The sequence below is a fragment of the Kitasatospora sp. SolWspMP-SS2h genome, assembly GCF_003259315.1.
GTDB lineage: Bacteria > Actinomycetota > Actinomycetes > Streptomycetales > Streptomycetaceae > Kitasatospora > Kitasatospora fiedleri.
The window spans coordinates 1-12,192 of sequence record NZ_QLLT01000002.1 but is presented as its reverse complement, the minus strand read 5'-3'; the positions used below and the strand labels follow the sequence as shown (position 1 = coordinate 12,192).

Here is a 12,192-nt window from a genome sequence, read left to right as displayed (position 1 = left end):
CATGACTTCCCCCGCCGAACGGCGCGGACGCCACGAGGACACCATCGCGCTGCGCGTCCCCGCCGACTTCGTCCGCCACGACGACACCATGGCGCTGCGCATCCCCGAGCAGATGCGCCGCCAGCTGGAGGAGCACGCGGAGCCCGAGCCGCCGGTCCGCAGGGGCGGCCGGGACCGCTACCTCGACCTGCTGCGCGCGCTGGCCCTGGTCCGCGTGGTGCTCTACCACAACTTCGGCTGGTTCTGGCTGCCGCTGCTGTTCCCGTCGATGGGCGTGATGTTCGCGCTGGCGGGCTCGCTGATGGCCCGTTCGCTGGGCCGCCCCGCGCTCGGCGTGATCCGCGGCCGGCTGCGCCGCCTGCTGCCGCCGATGTGGCTGTTCGGCGCGATCGTGGTCACCCTCCAGGTGGTCGACGGCGGCGGCCCGGACGCGGACGGCCACCCCGGCTGGTGGTGGGGCAAGCTGGCGTTCTGGCTGCTGCCGCTGAGCACGCCCCCGTACGCGGAGGACGGGCTGCACGGCCTGCACCTGCACCTGGAGTCCAGCTGGGCCACCCAGCTCGTGGTGCCGCTGTGGTACCTGCGGGCCTACCTCTGGTACGTGCTGCTCTCGCCGCTGATGCTGCGGATGCTGCGGCGCTTCCCGGTGCTGACGCTGTGCGCCCCGCTGGCGCTGGTGATCGCCATGAACGGGTTCGCCTTCGAGCACGACTTCGTCTACCAGCGGGTCTGGGAGACGGTCAACGACTTCGCCACCTTCGGCTCCTGCTGGATCCTCGGCATGGCGCACCAGGAGGGGCTGCTCAAGCGGCTGCCGCAGTACGTCCTGCCGTCGCTCGCGCCGCTGGTGATGGTGGTCGGGTTCTGGTACCTGCAGACCCGGCCGGTCGACCCGAGCCAGCCCACCGACATCGAGGCCTGGCCGATCGCCCAGGCGGTGTGGTCCTTCGGCTTCGTCGCCATGCTGCTGCACCTCAGCCCGTCCTGGGAGCGCTGGCCCGCCCCGCTGGAACGCTGGAACGGCCTGGTCGGCCTGCTGAACTCGCGGGCCGTCAGCGTCTACCTGTGGCACGTGACCGCGCTGGTGCTGGCCGTCCCGCTGATCGACCACCTGTGGGACGTCGACTTCTTCTACGCGCACATGCGGTGGCTGCTGACCAGCCAGTGGCTCACCCTGCTGGTGGGCGTCCCGGTGCTGGGCCTGCTGGTGCTGGTCTTCGGCTGGGTCGAGGACGTGGCCGCCAAGCGCTCGCCGCGGCTGTTCCCGTACCCGCGCCGGCAGCGGGGCAAGCGCCGCGGCGCCGTGTGACGCGGGGGCCCCGCGCCGGGGGCCCGCCGGACGGCGGGCCCCCGGCCGCGTCTCAGGAGAGTTCCAGGGCGAGGTAGAAGTCGACCCGGTCCTCCAGCCGGGACAGGTCGCGGCCGGTGAGCTCCTCGATCCGGCCGATCCGGTAGCGCAGCGTGTTGACGTGGACGTGCAGCTGGGCGGCGCAGCGGGTCCAGGAGCCGTCGGAGCGCAGGAAGACCTCCAGGGTGCGGACCAGGTCGGCCTGGTGCTCCAGGTCGTAGGCGATGACCCGGTCGAGCAGGCGGCTGCGGAAGGCCCGGCGGACCTCGTCGGGGACGGCGGCCAGCAGCAGGACGTGCGAGGCGAGTTCCTCGGGGCCCGCGACGCAGACCCGGCCGACCCGGGCGGCGGCGATCCGGCGGGCGTGCCGGGCCTCCTCCAGGGCGCCGCGCAGGCCGCCGGACTCGGCGGCGGGGGCGCAGACGCCGACGGTGATCCGGCCCTCGGAGCCGAGGCCGGCCTCCAGCGGGGCGAGCAGCGCGCGGACGGCGTCGGCCGGGACGGCGGTGTCCAGGGCGGGCAGCACGACGACGGCGCCGGTGGGGCCGGTGGCGGCGACCAGGGCCCGGTCGGTGGCGGCGGCCAGCGCCTCCTCCAGGATCGGGCGCAGCGCGCCGTCGGGCAGTCCGGTGGCGTCGGCGGAGAGCACCAGCCACTGCGGCTGGTCGCCGGAGGTCTCGGTGGAGCCCTCGTAGCGGGTGGCCATGGTGGTGGATGCCTGGAGGGCGCGGCCGATCTCGGCCGGGTCGGCGTCGCGCCGGAGCAGGGCGAGGACCTCGTCGGCGATCCGGCGGCGCAGCCGGCGGCCCTCGTCGCGGCGGGTGCGTTCGGCGGCGACCAGGCGGGCCAGGTTCTCGGCGAGCTGCTGGCGCTTGGGCGTCCACTCGGTGACGTCGCCGGCGACGGCGAGGATCCAGTCGGCGAGCGGGCTGTCGGCGTCCGGGTCGGCGGCGGCGGGCAGCAGCGAGTAGGTGCCGGTGGCGAGGCGGGCCCGGTGCGGGGGGCGGCGGCGCTGGCGCTGGGCGGCGAGGTGGGCGCGGGCGAGCTGGTCGCGGTCGGCGGGCGGCAGGTGGTCGGCGGGCCCGGCGACGACGCGGCCGGTGGGGGTGAGCACCCAGCAGTCGAGGTCGAGGTCGCCGCCGAGCAGGTCGAGGACGGCGTCCAGGCCGCCCGCCCCGGCGGCGGAGACCAGCAGGCGGTGCCGGTCGACCAGGGCGGCGAGGTCGGCGGCCCGGTCGGCGGAGACCTGGCGGCCGACGTACTCGGTGACGGCGCCGAAGGCCACGTCGTCGGGGACGGCGAGCAGCGGCAGCCGGTGGCGGCGGCAGGCGTCGGCGAGGTCGTCGGGGACGGGGCCGACCTCGACCTCGCCGGCGCCGAGGGCGGCGGCACCGGCCGCGACGATGGTGCGCACGAAGCGCTCGGAGTCGGCGGGGGCGGCGCGCCAGAGCATGCCGGTCAGGACGAGTTCGCCGCCGTGCAGGTAGCGGCCCGGGTCCTGGAGGTCGGTGGTCATGACTCCGGTGACCTGCCGGTCGAGCTCGTCCTCGCCGGCGAGCAGGCGCAGTCGGGGGGCGCCGGGGGCGAGCAGGTCACGGACGCGCATGGGCGGGCCCTTCTCGGTCTGGGAGTTGGTCTGTGAGGGTGGGAGCGGTGGGCCGGAACGGCCCAGTGTGCACGAGGTGAGCGGGGGGATCGTGCACCTTAGAGGAACGTACAGGACGGTGCTGCGGGTCACCGCCGGGCCTCATGCCATCGGTGACTGCCAGTGGCCCCCGTCACAGCGGTTCACTTGCCAACACGCCGCCGGGCTGCACCGCGGTGACCGGTCGGGCCCGCGGGCCCCGCCGGCACCGGCAAGGGCGCAGTGCCCGCGTCCGCCGGCGACGACTTGAGGAGTTACCCGCATGGAGTTCCTTCGGCCCGCCACCTGGGACGAGGCACTCGCGGCGAAGGCCGAGCACCCCACCGCGCTGCCCATCTCGGGCGGCACGGACGTCATGGTCGAGATGAACTTCGACGTGCACCGGCCATCCGCGATCCTCGACCTGAACCGCATCACCGAGCTCACCGAGTGGAGCGGCGACGGCGCCGCCGTCCGGCTGGGCGCGGCGGTGCCGTACGCCCGGATCATCGAGGAGCTGTCCGGTCCGCTGCCGGGCCTGGCGCTGGCCGCGCACACCGTCGGCTCGCCGCAGATCCGCAACCGGGGCAGCGTCGGCGGCAACCTGGGCGCGGCCTCGCCGGCCGGCGACTCGCACCCGGCGCTGCTGGCGGCCGGCCGGGACGTCCTGGTCGAGGCGCACTCGGTGCGCGGGGTGCGGCTGATCCCGATCGACGACTTCTACCTCGGGGTGAAGCGCAACAGCCTGGAGCCGGACGAGCTGATCCGCGCGGTGCGCATCCCGGTCGCGGACGGGCCGCAGCAGTTCTCGAAGATCGGCACCCGCAACGCGATGGTGATCGCGGTCTGCGCGTTCGGCTTCGCGCTGCACCCGAAGGACGGCACGGTCGGCACCGGCATCGGCTCGGCCGCGCCGACGCCGCGCCGGGCGGTGGCGGCCGAGGAGTACCTGGCCGGGGAGCTGGCCGGGCGCGGCCTGTGGGAGTCGGGCGGGCTGCTGGGCCCGGAGGTGGTGCAGCGCTTCGGCGAGCTGGTGAAGGGCGCGGCCTCCCCGATCGACGACGTCCGGGGCACCGCCGACTACCGGCGGCACGCGCTGGCCGTGATGGCCCGGCGCACCCTGACGTGGTGTTGGAACGACTATCGCAAGCAGATCAGGAGCGCGGCATGAGGGTCACGTTCAGCGCGAACGGCAAGCCGGTGGAGGCCGACGACGTGTGGGAGGGCGAGTCCCTGCTGTACGTCCTGCGCGAGCGGGTCGGCCTCCCGGGTTCGAAGAACGCCTGCGAGCAGGGCGAGTGCGGCTCGTGCACGGTCTACCTGGACGGGGTGCCGGTGTGCTCCTGCCTGGTGGCGGCGGGCCAGGTGCAGGGCCGCGAGGTGCGCACCGTGGAGGGCCTGGCCGGCCCGGACGGCGAACTGGGCGTGGTGCAGCAGGCGTTCGTGGACGCGGGCGCCGTGCAGTGCGGCTTCTGCACCCCGGGCCTGCTGGTGCAGACCGACGCACTGCTGGCCGCCGACCCGCAGCCGTCCGACACGGACATCCGCGAGGCGCTGTCGGGCAACCTGTGCCGGTGCACCGGCTACGAGAAGATCATGGACGCGGTGCGGCTGGCCTCGGCCCGGACGTGCGCCGCCTCGGCCGAGGGGCTGGAGAAGTGACCGGTCGGACGATCCAGGGCCAGAAGAACCTGCAGAAGATCAACCAGGCGTCCAAGGACGGCATCGGCGGCTCCCCGCTGCGCCCGGACGGCAACCTGAAGGTGCGCGGCGAGTTCGCCTACTCCTCCGACCTGTGGCACGAGGACATGCTCTGGGGCACCGCGCTGCGCTCCCCGCACCCGCGGGCGAACATCCTGTCCGTGGACGTCTCGGAGGCGCTGAAGGTGCCCGGGGTGTACGCGGTGCTCACCCACGAGGACATCCCGGGCGAGAAGTACTACGGCCTGGAGATCGCCGACCAGCCGGCCCTGGCGATCGACAAGGTCCGCTACCACGGCGAGGCGATCGCCCTGGTCGCCGCCGACCACCCGGAGACGGCCCGCCGGGCGGTGCGGAAGATCGTGGTCGAGTACGAGGTGCTCACCCCGATCACCACCGAGGAGCAGTGCCTGGACCCGGAGACCCACGGCTACGTGCACGAGCCGCACGAGTACAAGTCGCACGCGTACGGCAACGTCTGCCACGAGCAGAAGCTGGTCTCCGGCCTGGGCGTGACCGACGAGGTGCGGGCGCTGGCGGACGTGGTCGTGTCCGGCGAGTACGAGGTCGGCATGCAGGACCAGGCGTTCCTGGGCCCGGAGTCCGGCCTGGCGGTGCCCGCCGAGGACGGCGGCGTCGACCTGTACATCGCCACCCAGTGGCTGCACGTGGACCGCCAGCAGATGGCGCCCGTCCTCGACCTGCCGCAGGAGAAGGTCCGGCTGACGCTGGCCGGGGTGGGCGGGGCGTTCGGCGGGCGCGAGGACCTGTCGATGCAGATCCACGCCTGCCTGCTGGCGCTGCACACCGGCAAGCCGGTCAAGATCGTCTACGCCCGGGACGAGTCCTTCTTCGGGCACGTGCACCGGCACCCGGCCCGGATGCGCTACGAGCACGGCGCGACCCGCGACGGGAAACTGGTCTTCGCGGACTGCCGGATCGTGCTGGACGGCGGCGCGTACGCCTCCGCCTCCCCCGCGGTGGTCGGCAACGCCGCCTCGCTGGGCCACGGCCCGTACGTCATCCCGAACGTGCGGATGCACGCGATCGCGCTGTACTCCAACAACCCGTCCTGCGGGGCGATGCGCGGCTTCGGCGCGGTGCAGGCCGCGTTCGGCTACGAGTCGCAGATGGACAGGCTGGCCGAGGCGCTCGGCATGGACCCGGTGGAGCTGCGGCAGCTGAACGCCGTCACCCAGGGCGACCTGATGCCGACCGGGCAGCCGATCGACGCGCCCGCGCCGGTCGCCGAACTGCTCCAGCGCGTCAAGGACATGCCGCTGCCGCCGCCGCTGGACCTGGAGCACCTGGACGTCCGCACCCTGCCGGGCGCGCTGTCCAACACCTCGCACGGCGAGGGCATCGTGCGCGGCGTCGGCTACTCGGTGGGCATCAAGAACGTCGGCTTCTCCGAGGGCTTCGACGACTACTCGACCGCCCGGGTCCGGCTGGAGGTGATCGGCGGCGAGCCGGTGGCCATGGTGCACACCGCGATGGCCGAGGTCGGCCAGGGCGGCGTCACCGTGCACGCCCAGATCGCCCGCACCGAGCTGGGCGTCGAGCAGGTCACCATCCACCCGGCCAACACCGAGGTCGGCTCGGCCGGTTCCACCTCCGCCTCCCGGCAGACGTACATGACCGGCGGCGCGGTGAAGCTCGCCGCCGAGGCAGTGCGGCACGAGCTGCTGGAGCGGGGCCGCCACCGCTACGGCTGGAAGCAGACCGACCTGTCGCTGGCCGGCGGCAAGGTGGTCTCGGCCTCGGCGGGCGTGCTGATCCCGATGGTCGACCTGCTCGGGGACGACGCCATCGAGCAGACCCGGGAGCACCACCACCGGCCCACCGTCCCGTTCGACAAGGAGACCGGGCAGGGCTTCGGCCACGTCCAGTACACCTTCTGCGCCAACCGCGCGGTGGTGGACGTGGACGTGGAGCTGGGCCTGGTCAAGGTGGTCGAGCTGACGGCCGTGCAGGACGTCGGCAAGGCGCTCAACCCGCTCTCGGTGGTCGGCCAGATCCAGGGCGGCTGCACCCAGGCGCTGGGGCTGGCCGTGATGGAGGAGATCGTGGTCAAGGACGGCAAGGTGCGCAACGCCTCCTTCACCGACTACCTGATCCCCACCATCCTGGACACCCCGCCGATCCCGGTGCAGATCCTCGAACTGCCCGACCCGCACGCCCCGTACGGGCTGCGGGGCGTCGGCGAGGCCCCCACCGTCTCCGCCACCCCGTCGATCGTCGCGGCCATCCGCCAGGCCACCGGCAAGGCGCTCACCCGCATCCCGGTGCGGCCCGAGCACCTGACCGACACGCTCTGACGGCCCGTTCGAGAACGTCCCCGGGGCCGGTGTCCAGTCTTCCCCCGGCCCCGGGGCGCTGCCGGAGTCTCGCCGGGCCCCGCAGCACCCCCACCCGTGAGTCGAACCAGTCCCCCTGCGTACCCCCCTGACGGGCATTCAGGTCGGCTCGCCCACCCCAACCCCCTATGAACCTTGGGAGTGGACATGAACCGGACCTCCACGGAGCCCGGCCCCACCGACGCGGCCCCCACCGCGCCCGACACACCCCCGCGCGGCGCCCTCGACACCTACTTCAAGATCTCCGCGCGCGGCTCCACCCTGGGCAACGAGATCCGCGGCGGACTCACCACCTTCATGGCGATGGCCTACATCGTCCTGCTCAACCCGATCATCCTGAGCGGCGCGGACGTCACCGGCGCCAAGCTGGACCACGCCCAGCTGACCACCGCCACCGCGCTGGCCGCCGCCGTCACCACGGTCCTGATGGGCGTGGTCGGCAACGTGCCGCTGGCGGTCGCGGCCGGGCTGTCCGTCTCCGGCGCGATATCGGCGCTGGTCGCGCCGCACACCACCTGGGCGCAGGCGATGGGCCTGTGCGTGATCTACGGCCTGCTGATCGTGCTGCTGGTGGTCTCCGGACTGCGCGAGAAGATCATGAACGGCATCCCGCTGCCGCTCAAGCACGCCATCACCATCGGCATCGGCCTGTTCGTCGCGATCATCGGCTTCTACAAGGCCGGGTTCGTGCACACCGGCGGCCCCACCCCGCTCTCGCTCGGCCCGTTCGGCGAGCTCCAGGGCTGGCCGGTGCTGATCTTCGCGCTCACCCTGCTGACCGTCTTCGTGCTGCTGGCCCGCAACGTCCGGGGCGCGATCCTGATCGGCATCGCGGCGGGCACCGTCGTCGCCCTGGTCGTCGACAAGGCCGCCGGGCTGACCGACCAGGACTGGGGCGGCTCGGCGCCGACCTGGCCCGGCTCGCCGGTCTCCGCCCCCGACTTCGGGCTGTTCGGGCACGTCGACCTGTTCGGCGCGTTCGGCTCGCACGGGCTGGGCGCGATCAGCGCCTCGGTCGCCGTGTTCACCCTCGTCCTCGCCGGGTTCTTCGACGCGATGGCCACCATCATCGGCGTCGGCACCGAGGCCGGGCTGGCCGACGACAGGGGCCGGATGCCCGGCCTGTCCAAGGCGCTGTTCATCGACGGCGCCGGCGGCGCGATCGGCGGCCTGGCCGGGGCGTCCGGGCAGACCGTGTTCGTCGAGTCGGCCACCGGCGTCGGCGACGGCGCCCGCACCGGCCTGGCCTCCACCGTCACCGGCGGCGTGTTCGCGCTGATGCTGTTCTTCTCCCCGGTGGCCGCCGTGGTGCCGGTGCAGGTCGCCTCCGCCGCGCTGGTGGTGATCGGCTCGATGATGATGAGCCAGGCCCGGCACATCGACTGGTCGGACCGCGAGACCGCCATCCCGGCGTTCCTCACCTGCGTGGTCATGCCCTTCACCTACAGCATCACCGCGGGCGTCGCGGCCGGCGTCGTCTCGTACACCGCGATCAAGGCCGGCACCGGCAAGTGGCGGGAGCCCGGCCCGCTGATGTGGGTGCTGACCGGCGTGTTCGTCGTGTACTTCACGATCGTTCCGATCAAATCCTGGCTGGGCGTGCACTAGGCCCTGTCCGGTCGGTCTTGTCGGATCGGCGCGCGGCGTCGGGCGCCCGGCTGGGAGTGCCGGCGGAACGCCCTCGTACTGGGTGTACTCGGGTGTTTCGCCGGTGCTTCCAGCCGGGATGATCCGGCGTCGCGCGCCCGGCAAGACCGGCCGGACCGGGCCTAGGCGCCGCCCGGTCCTCCCCGCCGCCCCGCCGCACCCTCCGGCGGGGCGGCACCCGCCGTCCGTGAACCCGTGAGCCCGTGAGTCCTCGAGCTCGTGAGCCCGTGAGTCCGTGAGTCCGTGAGGAGTAACCCCGTGCACGACATCGCCACCCAGCTGCACACCTGGCACGCCGCCGGACGCCCCTTCGCGGTGGCCACCGTGGTCGGCGTCTCCGGCTCCGCACCGCGCGACCCCGGCGCGGCCCTGGCCGTCGACGCGGACGGCGAGGCGGTCGGCTCGGTCTCCGGCGGCTGCGTGGAGGGCGCGGTGTACGAGCTGTGCCGGGAGGCGCTGCGCACCGGCACGCCCGCCCTGGAACGCTTCGGCTACAGCGACGAGGACGCCTTCGCCGTCGGCCTGACCTGCGGCGGCCTGCTCGACGTCTTCGTCCAGCCGGTCGTCCCCGGCGCCGACCCCGGCCTGGACGCCGCCGTCGCCTACACCGCCTCCGGCACCCCCGTCGCGGTGGCCCGGATCGTCGACGGCCCGCCCGCCCTGCTCGGCGGCGCCCTCGCCGTCACCGCCGACGCCCACCACGGCTCCTTCGCCTCCTTCCGGCTGGAGCGCGCCACCGTCGCCGAAGCCCGCGCGATGCTCTCCGCCGGCCGCACCGGACGCCTGGTCCTCGGGCTGGACGGACGGCCCTGCGACCCGTCCGCCGAACACACCGTCACCGTCTTCGTCGAGGCGTACGTGCCGCCGCCGCGGATGCTGGTCTTCGGCGCGATCGACTTCGCCTCGGCGGTGGTCCGGATCGGCAAGTTCCTCGGCTACCACGTCACCGTCTGCGACGCCCGGCCGGTCTTCGCCACCGCGCGGCGCTTCCCCGAGGCCGACGAACTCGTCGTCGACTGGCCGCACCGCTACCTCGACACCCAGCTCGACCGGCTCGACGGCCGCAGCGTGCTGTGCGTCCTCACCCACGACGCCAAGTTCGACATCCCGCTCCTCGAACGCGCCCTGCGCCTGCCCGTCGGCTACGTCGGCGCGATGGGCTCCCGCCGCACCCACCGCGACCGCGAGACCCGCCTGCGCGAAGCCGGCCTCACCAAGGCCGAACTCTCCCGCCTGCACTCCCCCATCGGCCTCGACCTCGGCGCCCGCACCCCCGAGGAGACCGCCGTCTCCATCGCCGCCCAACTCGTCTCCCTCACCCGCGGCGGCTCCTGCCTCCCGCTCTCCGCCACCGGCGGCCCGATCCACCACGACCTCAGCCCTCTCCCGGCGAGAGCGACGGTCCGGGGAAAGGAACCGGCCGGCTGTCCTGAAATCCCTGCCCGGGAACCTCGGCATCAACGGTGACGCCGACCACGGATTCGCCGTACGGCACTAGCAGAGAGAAGAACGTACCCCTAGCCCCGCCCTCCGGTTCCGATGAAATGTCAAGCGAGATTTTTGACGAGCCAACCACCTTCAGCACAGAAAAAGGCGCCCGGAAATAACCGGTAATGACATATCCGGCAGCCTCAGGGAGTACTGCTCCACCCACTAGCAGGTTGCCCGAAGGGAGATCATTGCAAATAACCTTCTGCACATCCGGAGAGATTGAACCGGAGCAATACTTTCCCCCTTTCGAGAACCATCCGACAAGCCACGATTTTTGCATCTCGCGAATGGTTTGGACTTCCCCATCGGGCGGATAGATGCTGATCATCGACGATTCCGACTCGGACATCCTTTGGATGATTTTATCGAGACCTGTCGGCTTCTCGGTAGTCGGCGGGGTAGAACTCACCCTTACATCCACCGCCATACCCGCCCCTTGATGCCGACTACCCCCATCACTTTTCTCCGAAAATTCCACCAGACTCAACGCAGCGGCAACCAATACCGATGCCACCGCAGCAATCTGAACTCTTGGCTTCACCGGGTAAACTCCATAGAAAATCTTGCCACTCGCATCTACTGCGGGGATCCGACGAAAAATACAGAGAGTGGGTCCGCCCGACCCTGAGGCCGGGCGGACCCACCTTACAATCCCCCTACTCCTTCACTTCCCTTACTTGGAATCACTAGACTTGGTGCCGCCCGGAACTAGCACCATTCCGTTCGGTATCTGACTGGGCGACCACCAGTGCTTAGCGCTGCCCACAATGTTGAAGCTGACCTCAGTATTGGTAACTGTGTGATTCGCGAAGCGGATCGTCTGGATCGTGGTGACCTTCTGGACCATTGGCACCCAGACCCACATCTTTCCTTCCTCTTCTGGGGTGACCTTTAGGCTCCGGTTCGTGGCCGATGCCCATCCGGTCGTATTGGTCTTCGAAAGTTCGCCAGAGACCTGAGCATTGATCTCCATCTTGCCGATCATGAGCCGCTCAATACCGCCGGTTTCGACCTTCACTCCGATCGAAGCGCTGACTTTTGCCGCAATCGCTTGCTGAACGCTGTCAGAGATATTGAACTGGACATCACTGCCGACCGACTCATTACTCAGGACGACGATCCCGTGAGACCAGTCCTCGTACGGCTTTTCTCCATACTCATCGCTCTTGAATTCAGTGATCGCACACCACTCAGGATGAACGCCGTTGTCGCATGATCCGAGAATCGCAGGTGCGGTCATATTGTAATATTCTTTGACCTCTCGTCCCTGCACCTGGGCAGCGCACGTGTTAGTCACACAGTGAGCGAGCGGGTCTGTCGGCGGCCTATTGTTGCCGGACTTCCCCTTGCCGTCTGTAGAGTTAGTGCTTCCTGGCGTCGACGGAGTGCCCGTGTTGCCACTCGGAGTACTGATGGGCGGGGTCGACACCCCACCGCAGAGGTTTCCGTCATCCTGGTAGCAGTTACGGCTGAGGCCGGTGGGGTCGCTATGCACCACAGGATTGCCACCGGCATAGTTGTAACCGCCGAGTTGCTGCGAGTCAGTCGATTCGAAGAGTGGGTCGGGGCTGATGAAGCGTCCGGTGCCGGGGTCGTATTGACGGACGCCGAGGGTGGTGAGTCCGGTGGTGGTGTTGGTGGGCTTGTTGAGGAAGCCGCGGTTGTCGAACCAGCTGACGGTGGTGCCGCGGGGGGTGCCGTAGGGGGTGAACTGGCGCCAGGTCGGGGTCTGGCAGGTGTTGTCCAGGCTCAGGCCGGCGGTGCCGTGGGGGTCGGTGATCTCGAAGCGGTAGTTGGTGCCGAGGCCGGTGCGCACGACGGTGCCGCCGCCGGGCAGGGGGGTGTAGCGGGTGCCGGTCACGCTCGTTCCGGTGAGGGTGAGTTGTTGGCCGGGCAGGTAGAGGACGGTGGAGGTGGGGTCCTTCTGGAGCAGGACCTGGCCGTCGGCGTCGTAGACGTACTTCGTGTCGCCCGCCGGGCCGCTGACCTTGCTGAGACGATGGGCGTTGTCCCAGGTGAGGGTC

Annotated in this window: 9 protein-coding genes; 6 read left to right on the top strand and 3 right to left on the bottom strand. The window is 71.2% G+C overall.

The window, feature by feature from the left end; genetic code table 11:
- Position 1 precedes the first annotated feature (1 nt).
- The gene (locus K353_RS02310) at positions 2–1,309 is read left to right on the top strand and encodes an acyltransferase (RefSeq protein ID WP_233533311.1); all 1,308 of its coding nucleotides are present in this window, start codon (positions 2–4) and stop codon (positions 1,307–1,309) included.
- Positions 1,310–1,361: 52 nt separating this feature from the next.
- Here the strand turns inward: K353_RS02310 and K353_RS02305 are convergent, their stop codons facing one another.
- On the bottom strand, positions 1,362–2,954 hold the full coding sequence (locus K353_RS02305; protein ID WP_111551879.1) for a PucR family transcriptional regulator ligand-binding domain-containing protein: 1,593 nt from the start codon (positions 2,952–2,954) through the stop codon (positions 1,362–1,364).
- A 301-nt stretch (positions 2,955–3,255) separates the two neighbouring features.
- Here K353_RS02305 and K353_RS02300 point away from each other — a divergent pair, with 301 nt between their 5' ends.
- From K353_RS02300 to K353_RS02280, 5 genes are all read left to right on the top strand, one after another.
- Positions 3,256–4,143 (top strand): xanthine dehydrogenase family protein subunit M, encoded by an 888-nt coding sequence (locus K353_RS02300; protein WP_111551878.1) that lies wholly within the window; start codon positions 3,256–3,258, stop codon positions 4,141–4,143.
- Positions 4,140–4,634 (top strand): (2Fe-2S)-binding protein, encoded by a 495-nt coding sequence (locus K353_RS02295; protein WP_111551877.1) that lies wholly within the window; start codon positions 4,140–4,142, stop codon positions 4,632–4,634. Before K353_RS02300 ends, K353_RS02295 begins: the two co-directional genes overlap by 4 nt.
- Complete coding sequence (gene pucD, locus K353_RS02290; protein WP_199527959.1) at positions 4,631–6,991, top strand: xanthine dehydrogenase subunit D; 2,361 nt, start codon at positions 4,631–4,633, stop codon at positions 6,989–6,991. The genes K353_RS02295 and pucD overlap by 4 nt, the downstream gene beginning before the upstream one ends.
- Before the next feature lie 186 nt (positions 6,992–7,177).
- Positions 7,178–8,638, top strand: coding sequence for an NCS2 family permease (locus tag K353_RS02285; protein ID WP_111551876.1), 1,461 nt, complete (start codon positions 7,178–7,180; stop codon positions 8,636–8,638).
- 297 nt (positions 8,639–8,935) lie between these two features.
- Positions 8,936–10,144 carry an XdhC family protein gene (locus K353_RS02280; RefSeq protein ID WP_111551875.1) on the top strand — a complete coding sequence of 403 codons (1,209 nt, stop codon included), beginning with the start codon at positions 8,936–8,938 and terminating at the stop codon, positions 10,142–10,144.
- Here K353_RS02280 and K353_RS33610 read toward each other — a convergent pair.
- Entirely contained in the window at positions 10,053–10,709 is a 657-nt protein-coding gene (locus K353_RS33610; protein ID WP_146616374.1) for a hypothetical protein, read from the bottom strand. The genes K353_RS02280 and K353_RS33610 overlap by 92 nt on opposite strands.
- A 132-nt stretch (positions 10,710–10,841) precedes the next feature.
- A partial coding sequence (locus tag K353_RS02275) for an RHS repeat domain-containing protein (RefSeq protein ID WP_305000279.1) occupies positions 10,842–12,192 on the bottom strand: 1,351 nt, incomplete at its 5' end.

What these genes read in the sequence shown, in the direction of transcription:
- K353_RS02310 (WP_233533311.1), top strand. Translation starts at nt 2, where the DNA reads ATGACTTCCCCCGCCGAACGGCGCGGACGCCACGAGGACACCATCGCG.
- K353_RS02305 (WP_111551879.1), bottom strand. Translation starts at nt 2,954, where the DNA reads ATGCGCGTCCGTGACCTGCTCGCCCCCGGCGCCCCCCGACTGCGCCTG.
- K353_RS02300 (WP_111551878.1), top strand. Translation starts at nt 3,256, where the DNA reads ATGGAGTTCCTTCGGCCCGCCACCTGGGACGAGGCACTCGCGGCGAAG.
- K353_RS02295 (WP_111551877.1), top strand. Translation starts at nt 4,140, where the DNA reads ATGAGGGTCACGTTCAGCGCGAACGGCAAGCCGGTGGAGGCCGACGAC.
- K353_RS02285 (WP_111551876.1), top strand. Translation starts at nt 7,178, where the DNA reads ATGAACCGGACCTCCACGGAGCCCGGCCCCACCGACGCGGCCCCCACC.